The following is a 19,327-nucleotide window of genomic DNA, read 5'->3' as shown; positions in this document are numbered from 1 at the left end:
CTCTATGAGTCATTTTCAATTGTTAATTGTCCTCAAATTCCCAAGCGCTGATACACTAAATCTAAATGCCTCAATTGATACTGCGGATCGAAACAATCATCAATTTCTTTGGTCGTCATCTTAGCCGTTACCCGATCGTCCTTAGCAATTAAATTGTAGAAATTGCCGCCCGGTTTGTTCCAAGCTTCGTGAGCACAAGATTGCACAATTTTGTAGGCGTCTTCGCGACTCGTGCCTTTTTCTACTAAAGCTAACATCACGCGCTGGCTGAAGATGACTCCGCCGTAAAGGTTCATGTTTTGCTTCATGTTTTCGGGATAGACTAGCAGGTGTTTTACTAAGTCTGTGGTTTCTACTAACATGAAGTGAGTTACTGTAGAACTGTCGGGCAAAATCATCCGTTCTACGGAACTGTGAGAGATGTCTCTTTCGTGCCAAAGCGCCACGTTTTCTAAGGCTGCGACGGCATTGGCGCGGACAATTCTTGCCATCCCTGTCAGTCTTTCCGATCGAATCGGGTTGCGTTTGTGGGGCATGGCGGATGAGCCTTTTTGCCCTTTGGAAAAGAATTCTTCGACTTCGAGAACGTCGGTGCGTTGCAGGTTGCGGATTTCTACTGCAAAACGCTCGATCGATGCTGCTAAGAGTGCTAAGGTTTGGACGTATTCGGCGTGTCGATCGCGCGAAATGACTTGAGTAGATGCGGTATCGGGTTCGAGTCCGAGGTTTTGACAGGCGATCGCTTCAATTCGCGGGTCAATATTAGCATAGGTTCCGACTGCGCCGGAGATTTTGCCGACTGCAATGGACGATCGCAAATTCACTAATCGGGCGCGGCTGCGAAACACTTCTGCCAGCCATCCTGCTAGTTTAAAGCCAAAGGTGATGGGTTCGGCGTGAATTCCGTGCGATCGGCCAACCATGACGGTATTGCGATGCTGTTGAGCCTGATAGCGAATAGCTTGACTCAATTCTTCGACACGTTCTAACAAGATATTGACGCTGGCGACTAATTGCAGCGCCAAAGCGGTATCGAGCACGTCGGAACTGGTTAAGCCGAGGTGAATGTAGCGGCCGGCATCGCCTACATATTCGTTGACATTTGTCAAGAAGGCGATCATGTCGTGGCGGACTTCCGCTTCAATTTCGAGGACTCGTTTGGGGTCAAAATTAGCCTTAGCTTTGATTTCTTCGACTGCGGCGGCGGGGATGTAGCCGAGTTCGGCTTGAGCTTCGCAGACAGCGATTTCTACTTGCAGCCAGGTTTTGAGTTTGGCGGTTTCAGTCCAGATGTTGCCCATTTCGGGCAAGGTGTAGCGCTCTATCACGGTGGGAGTTGGGGAATGCGATCGTCCTATTGTACATCTGCGAGGCCTCTGTCTTCAGTCGGGATGGGGAATTTGGGGCGATCGAACTATCCCTCTTCTGAGTTTGAATATTTCGTCTGTTTCGGATATTGCGTTTATGGCACAGTAAGTGTTATCGTCAAGGAAACAACCAAGTATATGCCGGCCAAATACTTACATACCCCTTCCAGCAATGGCTGCACAGGTTTTCCCCGATCGCAGATTCTGTCTGCTGAGGCATAAAATATTGACTCTGTGCTTCAAAAACTATCACATCAAAAAAGAGATTAATTATGTTGAACCAAAAAGCATCGCTTGAGTCAGTTTTGATTCCCGAACAAAAACAAGAAGAAATAGCAAAATTAGATCGGATTCTCAGCCACGAATTTGCACAACCAAAATTAGTCGGAAGTAACGGAGAAGAGATAGTAATTCCTGAATCAGTCTACAGCATTTTGCGTCAGATCGTGCGTGCAATGGCATCAGGTCAAGCTATCTCTCTAGTACCTCACAATCACGAACTGACAACACAAGAAGCTGCTGATATTCTGAATGTATCCCGACCATTTCTGGTCAAGTTACTAGACCAGGGAGAAATTCCTTGTATCAAAGTAGGAAAGCATAGACGTATTCGTTTGGAGGATTTAACTTTATATAAAGAACATCGAGACAACAAACGTCGCAAACACTTGGATCGGCTAATCGAGATGACCGAAGAAGCTGGTTTGTACGAGGCATAGAAATAATTCCAACATTAATATGTCTAAGCTTAGTGTTGTCCTCGATGCTTGTGTCCTGTTTCCTATGTATCTGCGCGATACTCTGCTTTCCACCGCCGAGGCTGGTCTGTATTTACCCTATTGGTCGCAGAAAATCCTGGATGAAGCAATGAGCAACCTTGTCCGCCAAGGGATATTATGCCAGGAGAAAGCAATCCATCTTGAAGCGGAAATCAATACAGCCTTTCCCGAAGCAATAATTGAAGTACCTGTCGGCTTAGAGCAAATCATGAAAAATGACCCTAAAGACCGTCATGTTCTTGCTGCTGCTGTAACAGCCAAGGCTGATGTCATTGTTACCAGCAATCTAGCGGATTTCAAAGAAAAGGATTTAGCTCCTTGGAACATCAAATCGCTGTCACCTGATGAGTTTATGAGCGAGCTATTTGACGAATACCCGGACTTAATAGTGAGATTATTAGGGCAACAGTCGGAAAGGTACAAAAAACCTCCGAAGACTGTTGCTGAATTACTTGAATTTTTGGAAAAAAAAGCAGGTATGCCCAAATTTGCTAGTGATATTTTGTTATATGAATATAGTCTAGATATTGTGCAAACTGCGGAAACAGTCTTAAGGAACTACGGCAGACAAATACCCGAAGGCGGTAAATTTCTTGAGGGAGAGCGGTATCGTATTTGGCAGCAAGAAAAAACACTTACAATTACTGCGAAAGATGGTAGAGGTGAAATTCTACGATTTCAGAATCAGGAAATTGAGGGGAATATCTCATCAGATGATGTCAAAGCCTTAAAAATATTTGCTCAAAGCTGGGATTGAGAATTAACAATAAATAAGGTTTAGGAGCAACAAGCTGATTAAAATAACCGATTTGCAGGAGCTAAAGGAGATAGAAGAATGAATAGCCGTTACAGTCTCATCATCCAGTGGTCAGAAGAAGATCGACTTTTTGTTGTCAGTTGGCCTGAGTTTACCGATGTCATGCAGCCTTGCACTCACGGACACACTTACGAGGAAGCGGCAAAACACGGACAAGAATTGTTAGAAACCTTGATTGAACTTTATCAAGAAGATGGCAAACCTCTACCAGAACCTCAGACATTGGGAAAACGATTACAGATAGCGTAGAGTTGTTATACAATTTCTGCTACCATTCACCATAAACACCAACTAAAAACCCTATGACTTCTCAAACCTCCAACCCAAATGTCCAAGACCTGCAAAGACAGGTGATTTCCCTGTTACAAGAAGTTAGCACTCTGATGGGTCGCGCTAGCAAAGAACTTAAGTCGGAGGATAGCTCAGAAAACAAGTACCAGATATATCAACAGGAAATTGCAAAGGAGATTGGTACAGTCACAGACCTAAAACTCAGGATGGCTATTGCCGCACCGATGAATGCTGGCAAATCCAAAATTATTAATGCTATTATTGGTCAAGAACTCCTGCCAAGTTCTGCTACAGCGATGACCACACTGCCAACAGAGATTGTATTGAAAGAAAATGCAGCAGAGCCGATTCTAAAATTGAGTCCTAGAATCTGTGAAGCATTTAAGAAAGCATTGGATGCTATCAGGCTGAAAATTGAGCAGCAAGGGATGGAAGAAGTTCTTAAACATACTGGTGAATATCCGCATTTAGCAAGTTTACTCCAAGAAATTTACAGTGATACAGATTTTGGAATTTCCGAAGAAATCTATGGCAGTAAAAATATTAACAAAATCCTGACAGAGTTGAATCATATTATCCGTCTTTGCAACATTTTGGCAGTATCCCAAGATCAAGATCCTCTCCAGTTGCTCAATGACAATGACATTCCATCTATCGAAACTCCTTTTTTCAGAACACAGCAAAATCAACAACTAGAGAAGCTAGGTAATCTTGTAATCGTTGATACGCCTGGGCCAAGTGAAGCCGGAGTCAGCGAAAAACTAGAAATTGTAGTTTCCAAGCAACTTAAGCGTAGCCAACTTGTGCTACTTGTTCTTAATTTTACTGAATTGAGGGCTGAAGCAGCCGAAAAAATTAAAGCAGAAGTTCAAAAAGTTATCAGAACAAGCAGTCAAGAAAATTTATATGTTTTAGTTAATAAAATCGATCAGCGTCGTCCAGGTGACATAAATACCGAAATGGTAAAACAATTTGTTGCTAATAACCTCAAACTGGGCGACACAGACCACGTATTTGAAGTTTCGGCTAGGCAAGCATTCTGCGCTAAGGATTTTCTCCGTCAATCATCTCTCAGTAGTCAAGATATTAAAGATCCTGAAGCTGCCGAAGCATTAGCTAGAGAATTCTGGCCTGTTAATTGGGAAGATGAACTGAAGGAGGCAACTGTAGATAAATTACAAAAGATAGCGGTAAAACTTTGGGAAGCATCAAAGTTTGCATCTTTTCTGGAAGAAGCAATTAATGTAATTTTGCTACAAGTTGCCCCCCGCTGCATGGAGTTTGCATTGAATCGTTGTCTTATTAATCTAGATGATTTATGTAATAATGCAAAAAATGACCTGACTTACATTAACAGTAATGCTGAAAAGCTCCAGCAAGCAATTGAGGATCTTAAAAAAGAGCTTTCTAGTCTAGCTGATTGCCGTCGGAATCTAGATAAAGAGGTTGCCCAAACAAAAAAGCAAATAAAGGAAACCGTAAACGCCAACCTAGAAAACCTCAAAAAAGACGTAAAAAACGAACTTGATACACTATTGAAAAAATATGTTTTAGATTCTGCTATAAAAGTATTTTCCAATTTGTGGGGCGACATATCCAACATCTTTAATAGAGATAAGGATGAATTTGAATTTGATAGTAAGCAAGATGCCAAGCTATTCGCTGAGCAAATAGCAGCTTCGGCGAAGCAAATTATTGAACGTCAATTGGATGTCGCTTGTAAAGAGACGGATAAACAGACTGAAGGCAGGATTCAAAAATTATCCGAGTTACTAGATAATAAAACTAAGCCTATTATTGAACGCGCTCAAGATCGGTTAAAAAGAGATTTTGATGTTATTTTTAAGCCAGATATACACAAGCTAGTTAATATTCACATAGAAGTGAATACCCCGGATCTTGAATTCCGAGGATATGGGTTATCTGATTTACTCGCAGCATTGTTAGAAGGAGCATTTGATGGTTTGTTGGTGCAGTTTGCTGCTCGTTTAGTGGCAATGGTAGCTAACAATCCAATACTGAGCACAATTTATGGTGCAGTTAGCGCCGTTGTTGGTTGGTTCCGTGTGGACTTAGACAAATTTGTATATAAAGAAAGATATACAGTTAACATAATCCTTTTCAAGGGTGAAATAGTTAAATTCTTTGACAACAAAGTCGAAGAAATTCAAGAACAATCTAACCGATTGATTGAGCAATCATTGGATCGACAAATTAAAAGGTACTTTGAGGCTCTAGACTCTCTTCTAGGTGATTATAGGAAGGATTTGGAGCAATCACTAAAAGCTCAAGCTTTACCTTTAGAAACACTGAAAGAATTAAAGCAAGCGCTTGAATCATTTTCAGTAGGTAATGATAAATTACAGGTGGATAAGTTGAAAGAGAAGGCTAATGAACTTCTGAGTCAGACAAAATCATTAATAGCAAGCTGAGATGCGCTTACGTTTTTTACTAATTTAAGATTTCTGGAACAGGAACTTATTAACTAAGCTAGGTTTGTTAAGTGCAATATCAGTCAAATATGGAATAAGTGCCAAGCCGATACACTCCGCCAAACGAGGCGGCACGGCATTTCCAATTTGCCACATTGCCTTTTTCATCGAACCTTCAAAAATAAATGAATCCGGGAAAGTTTGCAATCTAGCCATTTCGCGAGCTGAAATCACGCGATTAAGATAAGGATGAATATGAGTGCCGCCGTGATTTTCTTTAACAGTCATACTCGGTTTTCCCGGATACTGTCGCTTGAAAGCATCGGCGTAGCTTTCATACAAAGAACCGCCTGGTGGAACTTTAGCAAGTCTTTCCATGTACTCAACAGAATGACGAGTCCATTCGTGGTTAATTTCCGGTATGCGAGTATATTCTGGTAAATCATCAATTGCTGACTCAATCGCTTGGTATTGTTCTGGAAACAATTGCGGCTTCGGATAGGGATTTTGCATCCCAAATCTATTGGCAATAAAAATAGCTCGCGGGCGGATTTGCGCGACTCCATAGGCGGCTGATTCCAGAACAGCAACGGACATATGGGGATAGCCAATTTCCCGAAAAGCCGCGCAAATGGCTTGCTTAACAGCTCCTTTTTGTATAGTCAATATTCCGGGTACGTTTTCCATGACAATATACCAAGGACGTATTTCAGAGACAACGCGGACAAACTCTCTAAAGAGGCGATTTCGAGGGTCGTTGGGGTCGCGTTTTCCTGCAACTGAGAAGCCTTGACAGGGAGCATCCCGCTTTTTAACTAAGCATACCTACCCATTTTAATCTCATTATTTAAATATGCACATCTGAGTCTTAAAATTTGAGGCACATTTTTTTCGTTCCACTGTGCACCTACAATCTTAATTCTTGCTCCAATCTGTTTAATTAAAGACTCTACAGCCCCCGAACCAATATCAATACCCTGATTTTGATAATTATGATAATCTGGGATTCTTGACTGATGTTTTCGGAGATAATTCTGGAAATTTTTACTTTCTTTAGCTCTCACTCCTATAAATTCGGCTATAGCTTCTACTGTTGACCCTTGCCACAGTTGGCTCTCGACTCTTCTGAGTCGTTTGAGTGACCCCCCTACTTTATGTAGATTTTCTCTCAAATGATACCAATCTAAAACCTCTCTTCTTTGCTCTGTAGTCCCAATTTGATTAAACAGATTCCACACTCCATCATGACCATCTCCCAAACAAGTTATTACTTCACTTTGAATTTGGCTATTTACCCACGCCACTAAATCTGCATTATTTTGAAAGAAGGCGGCAGCTACTTGACCATGTAACTTAACTGCCTTATAATTCCTCCAGACACTTTCTTCTCCTAAAGGAGTTCTTAGTCTGACGTTTCCTCCGTCTATACTCAATGCTTCTACTTTCTCAGTAGTTTCAGGCTCAGGCAATTTGTAACGCTCTAATAGCCGATGTTGTGTACTGTGGGGTACATAAATTCCTGTCAACATTTTGAGGTCTCTCTCCGCATTGGCAAAAGACTCATTTCCCACTAATAATAAACAACATTTCTCCAGATTCGGACTCAGGCGACTTCCCTTCTTCACTCCCAGCCTTTGGGCTTGTTTGCTCGATAGAGTGATTTCTCCTACACAACTTTTTATGGTTCTTTTTCTACCCGAACCTTTTCCAGCCGCCGAGTTAAAAAAAAACCGTTAATTTCTGGTGCTACTGTTTCAATTAAATGTTCCCTCACACTCAGTTCTACGGATTCAAAGCTTTGTAGATTGTCTACTGGGGTATTTTTATAAAGGATCTCTGCTATTTCTTGGAGATTTATTTTGATCTTCTGCTGTTCTTCTGGGGTCATGCGAACTTGGGTTATGGTAATTTATTTGCTTTCTATTATGCCATCAACTTAGCCAGACAATTGTCTGAGTATTTATACTGATTGCAAAAGTGGGATGCTCCCCCTTGACACGGCGGCCCGCCTACAACAACATGAACTTCTGGCGAACCAATTTCAGCGAGCAACTTTTGGGGATTTAAGTTTTTTATATCGTCGCACAAGTGATGGCAATCGGGAAAGTTTTTTGTATGAGTTGCCGAGGCGATCGCATTAATTTCAACACTTGCTACTGGTCGAAAACCTGCTTGCAATAAACCTTGGGTCATACCGCCCGCGCCGCAAAAAAGATCGACAAATGTATAGTCTGATTTTGGCACTGACTGAGATTCAACATCAATGAATATCTTGTAGGGGTCGCAGTCATTTGCTTCTAATTCGCGTTGGATGCGTTCGTAACGTCCTAATTTTGCTTTCTTTTGCTTTTTGACAGGAATTGGTTCTGACTCATTTGAGAATAAAGACAGTTGTATTGCTTCCATTTTATATTTGTTTACTGAGTTCTATCTGATGTTGCCCACTTGGGCCAGGGTGTAGGGATCGATCGCGCTTGGAGTCGGAGAGTGCGATCATCCTATTGTACATCTGCGCGGGGATGCAAGACTCAGAAACCCTGTTTCTGAAAGTAACCAGGTTTTTGTTTGTAGTTTGGGCGATCGGCTACAATATGCTAAACCTCGTTAGCTGGCATTCTTCTCTATTCGCCAATAAATGGTTCCAAATAAATAGCCATTAATATTTTGGCTTGACTTCGCCCTTGAGTGCATTTACTCAAAAAGTATTGCGATTTTCAGGGTTATTCGCTAGAATAGCCAACCTGTCAAGTAAAAAAATCCCATCAACAAGACAGACATTTCCCACATCCGCTTATGACCATTGCCTATACTCCACCTTGGCTGCTGAACAACGGCCTATTAATGACGTTGTACACCGCATTAAGGGCTAGTCGCCGCTGGGAAAAGACGATCGCTCTCCCAGAACCCCCTTACCGAGAACACATCTTTACGGGTGCCTGTGGAGTCCCGATTTTCGGCTGGGTTGCCATCCCCGAAAATCCCCGATATACCATTGTCGGCACTTACGGCATTACTGGCGATCTGGATAATCAATGGTTTCTCAGGCTATTAGGCCGTAAAGCCTATGCCCAAGGCTGTGCAGTGGTGTTATTTGACTGGCGAGCTCACGGCAAAACTGCCCAACTCTCTCCCACCCTGACTTCTGATGGTCTATACGAAGGTGAAGATTTCGTTCGGATTGCTGCTGCTGCTAAAGAAATGGGATGTCCCGCCCCTTTTTGGTTCACGGGTTATTCCCTGGGCGGACAATTAGCCTTGTGGGCTGTAAAATCAGCTCAGACGATCGCAGATTGGGGACCTGACTTAGGGATCGAAGAGTCAGAACTAGCAGGCGCGGCGGTGATTTGCCCCAGCTTGGACTCGAACCGTTCTCTGTCTTATCTAGTTAAAGATGAGTGGGGGAAATTTTTAGAAAAAGCGATCGCGCGACAGTTAAAAAAACTAGCAAAAAACATCGCCGCATCGCATCCGGGGGCGATCGATCCTGCCGCTATTGCACGCGCCAACAGCATTTGGGGCTTTGACCATGAACTGGTAATTGGCCCGTTAGGTTTCTCCTCTGTGGAAGAATACTATGAGGCTAGCAGCGCTCTACACATTTTGCCTCACCTCAATAAACCCACTTACATCCTTTATGCAGCAGATGATCCGATGTTTGATCCGGTGCTTGTCTCTGAGTTGCAAGCCATTAGCGCGAACAATCCAGCCTTAAAATTAGGGCTGACAGCCTACGGCGGTCATGTTGGGTATATCAGTAGTAAACGTTGTCAGAATGAATTTGCTGATAGCGATCGGTGGTGGGCATGGAATCGGATTTTACAGTGGTTCGATACCTTGAGTGTTGATTAAGATTATAAAATAAAATCTGAACACTCCTCGGCAATAGTTGCGAGGATCAAATGATTAGGGGGTTTAATCCCTCTAGTCCAGAACCTTAAAACTATTTCGCAAAAACACTAGACATCTGGGCACAAGCTGAATGGCTTACTGGCAGTCAATTGTGCATAATTTGCACAGCCAGTTGGCTTAACCTAGATGTGACGATCGCATAAGGATTAGAAGCAATTATTATAGTTAATAACTGGTCAATAAATATCGATTAACTTATTCGTTTTTTTGAGAATAGTGTCAGCTATTAACTAGGTAAAACTAAAGCTCCAACTCTCAATCTAATCAAACCGCAAATTGCGATAATTACTCTCTCGTATTTAGAGTTTGCTGTAGTTGGCTAGCATTGTTAGTGTTATCTTCCCACGTCCTTGATTGATGCCCTCGTCCTCGGCAACAACAAACAGCACCGCCTCGTACAAAATCTTATTTGAGTTTAGATACGGGGCGATCGCATCAAAACCAAAGAAACCGGGTTTTTGGCCGTTGCTGTCGGTTTTAACGCCGTATTCTCGTAAAAAACCCGGTTTCTGAGTACCCGCGCCTCGATTTTCAGCTTTTAGAGAGATGTAACAACTCGCCCGATCGCTACACTATGATTAATTAGGAACTCAGCAATTTTGGAGAAGAGGTGAATTGAAATTCGTTTCCGACCCGCAAATAAAAGTCAAAATCCGCAAAATGAAAGAGCGGGTGCGGTGGCAAGAACAGTCAATCGTCGATCGGGGAATCGACCAAACTCGGATGGTTTTGGAATCTCAAACCACCGACTCTCCTGAGTTTTCGTTTTTAGTCGTAGGCGACAGCGGCACGGGCAATCACCGCGGCCACAATCCCCAGCGGCAGATTGCCGAACAGATGGTCTCCGAACGCGAAACTTGCCGTTTCGTCCTCCACACCGGCGATGTAGTTTATCTCGTCGGTTCCAGCGAATATTACTTGCAAAACTTTATTCGCCCCTACCGAGAATTTATAGTCGGCGGCGAGCATCCCTCTCGCATTGCCTACGATCGCATGGTGTTTAACTTTCCGTTTTTGCCCGTACCGGGAAACCACGACTATTACGACTTGCCCATAGTCTACGGCATTCTGTCGGCGACAGCTTTGCCGCTGCGCCGGCTGTTGGGTTCCAAGTTGGATCTCGATGTCGGCTGGCGCGGTTCCGATCGCGGAAACACCTACGCCAAAGCCTTTCTCGACTACCTGCAAGCTCACAAAATGCCCGGAGATATCGATCGCCACCTAGACGCCCACTACACCGCCAGCACCAGCACAGGCCGCTGCCTCCGCTACCAACCCGGACGCTTTACCCGCTTACCTAACCGCTACTACACCTTCCGCAGTGGCGGCATCGACTTCTTCGCCCTCGACTCCAACACCTTCAACGAACCCTTACCGATCCCGAAAACCAAACAGGGCGACATTCGCCGCCAGAATTTGGAACTCGATCGTCAGAAGTTGGAACAAGAAAAATTGGCAATGATCGAAATCTGCGATCGGCTCAACCCCGAAATTCCCGATGAAGCCGAACAGCTAGACGACTTGGCCGCCAAATTAGAGCAAGTTGACGAAATGCTCATGGATATTGACAAACAACTGTCGCCCCACCAAACAGCCGCCACGGACGTGGAACAGCTCGAATGGCTGAAAAAAAGGCTGATTAATTCTTGGCGCGATTCCGAAGTGCGGGGGCGGGTAATTTACCTGCACCATCCCCCCTACGTGACCGAGGCGACAAAGTGGAATCAAGCTCAAACTTTGGCGGTTCGGTGGCGATTGCGCGAGGTACTCGACACGGTGGCCGATGCAGTTGGGGATGTGGCGCGGGGGCGCCCGCTAGTAGATTTGGTGCTGACTGGCCACGCTCACTGTTTGGAATACCTGCGGACTGGGGATACCGGACACGGCGACTCTGGGATTAATTGGATTGTCTGCGGGGGAAGCGGCCACAGTCTCCGCCGCCAGCGCCCGGAAGGGCCGATGTTGCAGGAAGCATTGAGTCCTGAAGCTTATCGGTTGGCGCGGCAGTCTGGTTCCGAAACAGCTAGCCGGCGGGTAGCGGAGTCTTTGCTATTTGTCGGCCGCAGCGGTCAAGGTTCCCACAAACGCCGTCCTTATTCGTGTTTGCGGATTGATGTTCTCGATGGGTGTCCCCCGAAGTTCCGCATCCGACCTATGGTTGTCGAACGATTTGAGGGGAAATGGCAGGAGATATCGATCGAACCTTTTGTGATTTAACTTTCGTTTTTCTGCAAGTTTCGATCGCCCTTAAACAGGTGGACTTTGACCGATTCCGGTTCCCGCTTTTTTAAGGCTAGAGGCGATCGAGAGCCGAACGATCGCACAAAATACTTTTATCAATTTAATTCAGGACAAAAATTCAATGATTGCTAACTTAACCGCCACCGGCTGGGAAATTATTTACCACCGCGCCCATGCTTTGCTCGCCGCCCAACTTGGCGGACAGTGGAAGCGCTCGAAATCTCCGCTTCGCTTGTACGAAACCATAGCCGCGATTTCGCATCACGATGATTTGGAGAAAGAGTGGGAAGATAATATTTTAACTGAAGCGGGCGCGCCCTTTGATTTTACGTTGCAGACGGAAACTTCTCTGCCTAAAATTAAAGCCATGACGGAGAATTCCCTATATCGCGGTAGGTGGGTAGCAATGCTAATTTCTATGCACATGAGCTATCTCAATGAAGGAAAGCGGGGAGAGTCGAAGGAACTCGACGAGTTTTTGGACGAACAACTGGAAAATCAAAAAAAATGGCAAAAAGAGTTGAATATTTCTGAGGAAGATGCTAAGGCAGCTTATGCTTTTTTCCAGTGGTGCGATCGGCTATCATTAATTCTTTGCTGCCGCGAGTTACCCGCCGGAGAACGAGCTTTAGAAATTACTGTCGGCCCGGACGGCAAGCGCTACGATATTGTACAGCACAGCAACGAACTCGTGACTGTAACTCCTTGGCCTTTTGAAGACGATAAGTTTACTGTGAACGTCGAAGCGTGCAATTTGGATAAAGTCAAGTTTGACAGCAACGAGGAAATTAAGGAAGCGCTGCAAAAAGCTCCGCGCCAAGTCTTAGAGTGGACTTTTGTCAAGTCTTAATTAAACCTTTGAAAAATAGGTGAGGGTTGTTGTGGAAGTTTAGCGGGCATGACATTTGTGTTAACTTAATGTTAAAACCATGTCTCATATTATGTCGGGTCGATTACCCCTAATAAGGTAGGGGCGGGTTCACGAAAAATATCTGCCAATAATTGACAATCTCAAAAACCCGCCCTGTTAATCGCGGTCACTCGATCGGACATGATATCAATCAGCGTTATAGTTGAGTCTTGCTCTCCCTTAACTCCCCTTAATAAGGGGGGGATAAGAACAGTCAAAATGGGTCTTATTAAGGGGGATGTGATGGCTATCGAAACTTCGAGACCAACGAAAAAAAATCGAGGGTTTCAGTTCAGCCATTATCCATTACCTATTACCTATTACCAACTATGAAACGTTCAGCTTGCCTAATTTTCAATCCCGTCGCCGGTAACAGCGACCCAGACCAAGACTTAGCTAGAATTCAGGAACTTTTAGAGCCTTTTATTGACTTAGACATTCGGCTGACAACCCCCGAATTAGACGCAGATCAAATCGCCCGCGAAGCAGTTGATAGAGGAGTTGAAGAAATTATTGCTTGCGGGGGCGACGGCACATTATCAGCAGTTGCTGGGGCGATTGTGGGCACAAATATTCCTTTAGGAATTATTTCGCGGGGAACGGCTAATGCTTTTGCTAATGCTTTAGATATTCCGAATACAATTGAAACCGCCTGCGCCACTATTTTTGGAGGGTTGACGCGGGTGGTGGATGCGGCGATTTGCAACGGTGAAATGCCGATGGTTTTGTTATCTGGAGTGGGTTTTGAGGCAGAAACCGTCGAACTAGCCGATCGCGAAATGAAGAATCGCTGGGGAATGCTGGCTTACATTTTGTCGGGAATTAAACAGTTAAACAATTTAGAAAGATTTGAAGCGGAAATCGAAACGGAAGATAGAATTATCAGCCTTACTGCTGTCGCGGTGACAGTGGCAAATGCAGCGCCGCCTACTTCGATTTTAGCTCAAGGCCCGGCGGGGATCGTTTTTGATGACGGCTTGCTGGACGTGACGCTGGTGGCGCCTGAGAATAAAGCTGGGGCGATCGCAGCTTCTTATCACCTTTTGCAAACAGCTTTGAGCGGCAATCCTACAGATCGCGATGACATCGGTTATTTGCGGGCAAAAAAAGTAAAAATTAGTGCCGATCCGCCTCAAAAAGTGGTTGTAGACGGCGAACTCATCGGCATGACTCCGGTTTCTATTGAGTGCGTTCCGGGAGGTTTAACTATTTTTGTACCGCGAGTTGAAGAAAAACCCGTGGTAGAAAAACTCACCGGTTTAGCGGACATTGAAATTACATTGAAGCCCTCAACTTAATTTTTTTAGCGACACAAACAATAACAAAGACCGCGCGGGCGGTCTTTGTTTTTTAGGCGTCTAAAATTTGGCGAATGCGGCGCTCCAAACGTTCGAGATCGAGTCCACCTTCATCGCGGCTGATGCGGCGCACGGTGACGTTAACATTGCTCAAATCTGCCAGCAAATCTTGCAGGATTTCTTGTTGCTGCCGAGCTTGAGTTATTTCGCGCGGTTCCTGCACCAAATCGCGAACAATTGTATCTTCTGCGCGCGAAGCAACGATCGGGTCTGCTTCGCCATCTACGTGCACAAAAGTGCGGCGACCGGGCCCGCGTTCTTCTTCAATTGGTATTACTGCTGTTACTCGATCTGAGCGTACATATTTGCCAAATCCAAGGTGGACTAAGACAGAAGATTGTATTTTCATAGATAGCAAATTTTATTTGTTAGTTATCTATATTTTAACTTTTAAATATCGTATATGACAACTCAATTAGAGCTATTATTGCTACAATTTATTTTGGTTTTTACTGTGTTTTATAGTTGTAAAATTTCCTAAAAAGTGCTAAGTTAATTAACTGAATATAACTTACCAACGGTGGGTCAGAAACCGGGTTTTTTAGGAAAAGACGCGCTCCTACCAGCAGATTCCGTAAAAACCCGGTTTCTTTGGTCGGAGCGCGTAAATCCTGTTAACATAAAAATAGAGCTGTTTGCGATCATCGCCCGCAGCGCATTTCAGGGACACAGCCTACCGATTCTAGATTTGAGCATTACTTCCACAGAAAAACAGGAAAGCCTAAATCATGCTAATTAGTCTCGACTTAGTTATCAGTCTCCTGACGACAATTCCCTTCGGCACCCTACAAGACAAGCTTCAGCGCAACGAAAGAGTCATCAAAATCTTAAAAAAATTTAACCTCGATCCTGATGCTCCGCCCGCAGATTTTAGCGGAGTTTACGTTTATACTTTAGTCGAGTACGGCGCTGGCAAACCCAAACAAATTTTAGAACTGTTTCGCCAAAAAGAGATTGAATCAGCATTTCGCAAAGCCTTCGAGTCCGATAGCCCAGCCATTTTAATTCAAGCAGGCGATGAGTTTCTCAGCGAGTCTGCTTTGGGTCGGGAACTCCGAAATTTAGGGATTGACCCCAGACGGGAATTCATGGCGTTTGCGGCCGTGTTTATGGAGGTAGCAAAGCGGACGAGATCGATCAACGACGTGATGGTGGGAAATTCGATCGCATCTTTGCAAAAACGCCTATCTTTGGTAATGGATCGCATCGAACGCCTGCCCACTATCGAAGGAATTCGCACCGAGTTTGCACGACTGGAAGCTGAAGATTATCCCGCACTTCCCGCCGCCGCATCAACTAATATTCAAAAGTCTCAAGCTTTTATTTTATCACAGCAAGTTCGTGGTTGGTTTGAAACATTAAGTTATAAGTTTGAAACCTATCACATCTCGGAAGATAACTATTTTGAATGGATTATCAATGTTCCCGTCAGACGCAATCGGTACGATCGCATTTTAGTGCGCGGAATAGCCGGAGAAGCCGGACTTAAGGACATTTCGGCCTTGCGCGAGTCGGTGGAAAAACAGCGCACCGATGAAGGCTGGTTAGTCACCGCCCGCCGCATCAGTAGCGCCGCGCGGGATGAAGTAAAAAAAGATGAAAATCGCGATTTAGCTTGCTATACTTTCGATGAATTGCTCGACCAAGATGCCGATTTTACCGCTTATCTGGATTGGCTAGAAACTGAAATTACCAGCCGGAAAATTAATACAAAATACGTGCCACTAGCTTGTACAAAAGAAGAAATTGACCCCGATACTCACCGCAAAATAGGAGTGAGTCATTATGGCGAAGGAGATGGCTGGATTGAAGGTTATATTGACCTGTGGTTGGATGACCCCGTAAAAGAACATATTTCAGTTTTAGGAGAATTTGGGACGGGGAAAACTTGGTTTGCAATGCACTATGCTTGGATGGCGCTGCAACGCTACAAAAAAGCTCAAAAGGGCGGCTTGCAACGTCCGAGGTTGCCGTTAGTAATTCCTTTGCGAGATTACGCGAAAGCCGTTAGTGTGGAGTCGCTATTTTCCGAGTTTTTCTTTCGGAAACACGAGATACCTTTGGCGGGTTATTCGGCCTTTGAACAACTGAATCGCATGGGTAAGTTTCTGTTGATTTTCGATGGTTTTGATGAAATGGCCGCTAAGTGCGATCGGCAAGAAACCATCAACAACTTCTGGGAATTAGCAAAAGCCGTCGTTCCCGGCGCAAAAGTCATCCTGACTTGCCGTACCGAACACTTTCCTGAAGGCAAGGAAGGACGGGCATTGTTCAATGCAGAACTGCAAGCATCAACAACCATTTTAACAGGCGAAACTCCCCAATTTGAAGTCTTAGAATTAGAGAAATTTAACGACGAGCAAATTGGGCAAGCGCTGTCATTTCAAACCGAAGCTGCTACTGTCGAAAAAGTGATGGGAAACCCGCAGCTATTGGATTTAGCGCGTCGCCCGGTGATGACCGAGTTAATTTTGGAAGCATTGCCCGATATTGAAGCTGGAAAACCAGTCGATATGTCGCGGATTTATCTGTATGCGGTGCGGCGGAAGATAGAGAGAGATATCAAAGCTGAACGTACTTTTACTTCAGTAGCAGATAAGCTTTACTTTTTGTGCGAACTGTCTTGGGAAATGCTGTCTACCAACCAAATGAGTCTCAATTATCGCGGTTTTCCCGATCGCATTCGAGGCCTGTTTGGTTCCGTCGTGCAGGAGGAAAAAGACTTAGACCACTGGCACTACGACATGATGGGTCAAACGATGCTAATTCGCAATGCAGATGGAGATTATACTCCAGCGCATCGTTCGCTGTTAGAGTTTTTTGTCGCTTACAAATTTGCGGCGGAATTGGGAGTTTTGGCCGCAGATTTTACCGAATTAGTTGCGCCTGAACAGTCTTGTTTAGATCCTAATGCAGCGCCTCAAAAATATACTTGGTCTAATTATTGTCGATTGCAAGCCCAAAAGAGAAACAATGGTGAACTTATCGCGCCTTTGCAGGGATTTACTGCTGAAGATTTAGGGCAACTTTGTCAGAGTTTCGGAAAAGCGCCGCTGACAAAAGCTGTGATGGATTTGTTGTTACCAATGGTAGGGGCGGTGTCCTCGTGCCGGCCCTGCCTTGATGTAGGGGCAGCTACGGAGGAATTATTGGAAATTCTGGAAGCAACGCGGGGCAAAACTGAAAGCGAGGTGGGTTATGTGGGAGGCAATGCAGCGACGCTGTTGGTGAAAATCGATCGCACTGCGTTAGAAACAAAAGACCTTTCTCGTGCAGTTATTTTAGGTGCTGATTTTACAAATGCTAATCTGCGCCACGTCAACTTTGCTGAAGCTAATTTGGCTAATTCAGCTTTTACTAAAATCTTCAGCAGCGTGCGATCTGTCATATTTAGTCCCGATGGCAAACTGTTAGCTACAGGTGATAGTGATGGCATAGTTCGCTTGTGGGAAGCTAGCAGTTGCAGAGAAATATTGACCTGTAAAGGACATACCAACGTGGTGGAGTCAGTCGCCTTCAGTCCTGACGGTAAGATACTTGCTAGCGGGAGCTATGAAAATATAATCAAGTTATGGGATGTCAAGACTGGTGAATGTTTAAAAGTTTTGCAGGGACATACCGGATCGGTAATGTCAGTCACCTTCAATCCTGATGGAAATATACTCGCTAGCGGGAGTTTTGATGGCGCGATCAGGTTATGGGATATTCACACGGGTGAATGCTGCAAAATTTTGCAAGACCATACTAAAGTTGTATTTTCAGTGGCTTTCCATCCTGCTGGTGAGATGTTAGCCAGTGGAAGCGGCGACACAACAGTAAGGCTGTGGAATGTCGGTACTGGTGAATGCCTCAAAATTTTGTACGGTCATACTAAAAACGTGTTTTCAGTAGCTTTCCATCCTGCGGGTGAAATACTTGCTAGTGGCAGCAGCGAAAAAACAGTGAAACTGTGGGATATCAGTAGCGGTGAATGTCTCAAAACTTTGGAGGGACATGGCGATCGAGTACGGTCAATAGCCTTCAGTCCTTCGGGCGAAATACTCGCAAGTGGAAGTCACGATCGAACAGCAAAGCTGTGGGATATTCGCACTGGTGAATGCTTGAATACTTTGCAAGGACATAGCAATCAAGTAAGGTCAGTCGCCTTCAGTCCAAACGGTGAAATACTTGTTAGCGGTAGTTACGATAAAACGCTGAGGCTGTGGGATATCGACAGCGGTGAATGCTTGAATACACTGCAAGGGCATCGCAATCAAGTAATATCGATCGCCTTCAGTCCAAACGGTAAAATACTTGCTAGCGGCGATGACGAACAAACTGTCAAGCTGTGGGATGTCAGCAGCGGTGAGTGCCTCCAAATTTTGCACGGGCATCTCGATCGGGTAAACTTAGTTGCCTTCAATCCTTCGGGTCAAATACTTGCCAGCGCTAGTTATGACCAAACACTGAAACTGTGGGATATTCGCAGTGGTGAATGCCTTCATACTTTGCCAGAATTTGGCAATGAAACACGATCGATCGCCTTCAGTCCAAATGGTGAAATACTTGCGAGTGCAGGTTATGACCAAACGGTGAGGCTGTGGGATATCGGTACTGGCGAATGCATCAAAACGTTGCACGGACATAACAATTATGTATACTCGGCTGCTTTCAGTCCTTTGGGCGAGATATTTGCCAGTGAAGGTTTTGACGGAACGGTGAGGCTGTGGGATATCCATACTGGTGAATGCCTCCAAATATTGCACGGGCATACGGATTGGGTACGCGCGATCACCTTTAGCCAGAACGGTGAAATACTTGCCAGTGGAAGTATCGATCAAACAGTAAGACTATGGGATATCAACAGCGGTGAATGCCTCAATATTTTTCACGGGCATACTGATTGGATACGTTCAGTTGCCTTTAGTTATTCGGGTGAAATAGTTGCTAGTGGAAGTGTAGATGGAACGGTAAGAATATGGGATATCCGTACAGGTGAATGTCTAAAAATTTTGCAAGATCATACCAGTAGAATTAACTCAGTTGCCTTCAGTTCAAATGGAAAAATTATTGCTGCTTGCAGTCGTGATGGCAAAATTAGACTTTGGGATGTTGAGACAGGTGAGTGCCTCAAAATACTCAAAAGTGACAGACCTTATGAAAACATGAATATTGCAGGAGTTACGGGTTTAACAGAAGTTGAAAAAGCCACGCTCAAAGCTTTAGGGGCTGTTGAAAATTAAT

Annotated in this window: 13 protein-coding genes and 1 pseudogene; 9 read left to right on the top strand and 5 right to left on the bottom strand. The window is 44.6% G+C overall.

The window, feature by feature from the left end; translation table 11 throughout:
- Nucleotides 1–32: 32 nt before the first annotated feature.
- A complete protein-coding gene (purB, locus tag QUB37_RS13865; RefSeq protein ID WP_333162824.1) occupies nt 33–1,328 on the bottom strand; it encodes an adenylosuccinate lyase in 1,296 nt (431 codons plus the stop codon).
- Between the two features lie 311 nt (nt 1,329–1,639).
- Here purB and QUB37_RS13860 point away from each other — a divergent pair, with 311 nt between their 5' ends.
- From QUB37_RS13860 to QUB37_RS13845, 4 genes are all read left to right on the top strand, one after another.
- Complete coding sequence (locus tag QUB37_RS13860; RefSeq protein ID WP_333162822.1) at nt 1,640–2,086, top strand: helix-turn-helix domain-containing protein; 447 nt, start codon at nt 1,640–1,642, stop codon at nt 2,084–2,086.
- A 19-nt stretch (nt 2,087–2,105) separates the two neighbouring features.
- The gene (locus QUB37_RS13855) at nt 2,106–2,903 is read left to right on the top strand and encodes a PIN domain-containing protein (RefSeq protein ID WP_333162821.1); all 798 of its coding nucleotides are present in this window, start codon (nt 2,106–2,108) and stop codon (nt 2,901–2,903) included.
- 78 nt (nt 2,904–2,981) lie between these two features.
- Complete coding sequence (locus QUB37_RS13850) at nt 2,982–3,212, top strand: type II toxin-antitoxin system HicB family antitoxin (protein WP_333162819.1); 231 nt, start codon at nt 2,982–2,984, stop codon at nt 3,210–3,212.
- 53 nt (nt 3,213–3,265) lie between these two features.
- Nucleotides 3,266–5,686: a dynamin family protein gene (locus QUB37_RS13845; protein WP_333162817.1), complete on the top strand. Its 2,421-nt coding sequence runs from the start codon at nt 3,266–3,268 to the stop codon at nt 5,684–5,686.
- Between the two features lie 24 nt (nt 5,687–5,710).
- Here QUB37_RS13845 and QUB37_RS13840 read toward each other — a convergent pair.
- The 3 genes and pseudogenes from QUB37_RS13840 to QUB37_RS13830 form a co-directional block, all read right to left on the bottom strand.
- Nucleotides 5,711–6,484 (bottom strand): annotated as a pseudogene (locus QUB37_RS13840) (DNA cytosine methyltransferase); the annotation flags it as partial.
- 17 nt (nt 6,485–6,501) lie between these two features.
- Nucleotides 6,502–7,574 (bottom strand): ISKra4 family transposase gene (locus QUB37_RS13835; RefSeq protein WP_333162816.1). Its coding sequence is split into 2 segments (ribosomal slippage): nt 6,502–7,421 and nt 7,421–7,574, totalling 1,074 coding nucleotides; the frame shifts between segments, so codons are not numbered across the junction.
- Between the two features lie 35 nt (nt 7,575–7,609).
- Entirely contained in the window at nt 7,610–8,092 is a 483-nt protein-coding gene (locus tag QUB37_RS13830) for a DNA cytosine methyltransferase (protein ID WP_333162814.1), read from the bottom strand.
- A gap of 387 nt (nt 8,093–8,479) precedes the next feature.
- Between QUB37_RS13830 and QUB37_RS13825 the strand changes: the two genes are divergently transcribed.
- From QUB37_RS13825 to QUB37_RS13810, 4 genes are all read left to right on the top strand, one after another.
- The gene (locus tag QUB37_RS13825) at nt 8,480–9,535 is read left to right on the top strand and encodes an alpha/beta fold hydrolase (RefSeq protein WP_333162812.1); all 1,056 of its coding nucleotides are present in this window, start codon (nt 8,480–8,482) and stop codon (nt 9,533–9,535) included.
- A 675-nt stretch (nt 9,536–10,210) separates the two neighbouring features.
- The gene (locus QUB37_RS13820; protein ID WP_333162811.1) at nt 10,211–11,812 is read left to right on the top strand and encodes a metallophosphoesterase; all 1,602 of its coding nucleotides are present in this window, start codon (nt 10,211–10,213) and stop codon (nt 11,810–11,812) included.
- Nucleotides 11,813–11,957: 145 nt separating this feature from the next.
- Nucleotides 11,958–12,686 (top strand): DUF3891 family protein, encoded by a 729-nt coding sequence (locus QUB37_RS13815; RefSeq protein WP_333162809.1) that lies wholly within the window; start codon nt 11,958–11,960, stop codon nt 12,684–12,686.
- Nucleotides 12,687–13,075: 389 nt separating this feature from the next.
- Nucleotides 13,076–14,044, top strand: a complete 969-nt coding sequence (locus QUB37_RS13810; protein ID WP_333162807.1) for a YegS/Rv2252/BmrU family lipid kinase — start codon at nt 13,076–13,078, stop codon at nt 14,042–14,044.
- Nucleotides 14,045–14,096: 52 nt separating this feature from the next.
- Here QUB37_RS13810 and QUB37_RS13805 read toward each other — a convergent pair whose 3' ends face one another.
- On the bottom strand, nt 14,097–14,453 hold the full coding sequence (locus QUB37_RS13805) for a hypothetical protein (RefSeq protein ID WP_006631047.1): 357 nt from the start codon (nt 14,451–14,453) through the stop codon (nt 14,097–14,099).
- Nucleotides 14,454–14,832: 379 nt separating this feature from the next.
- Here QUB37_RS13805 and QUB37_RS13800 point away from each other — a divergent pair, with 379 nt between their 5' ends.
- A complete protein-coding gene (locus tag QUB37_RS13800) occupies nt 14,833–19,326 on the top strand; it encodes a WD40 domain-containing protein (protein WP_333162805.1) in 4,494 nt (1,497 codons plus the stop codon).
- The last annotated feature ends 1 nt before the right edge of the window (nt 19,327 follow it).

Origin of the sequence: Microcoleus sp. AT3-A2 (assembly GCF_036705685.1) — a bacterium.
In the GTDB taxonomy this organism is placed as follows: Bacteria; Cyanobacteriota; Cyanobacteriia; order Cyanobacteriales; family Microcoleaceae; genus Microcoleus.
The sequence above is the reverse complement of the archived record's forward strand: the minus strand, read 5'-3'. Positions and strand labels throughout refer to the sequence as shown.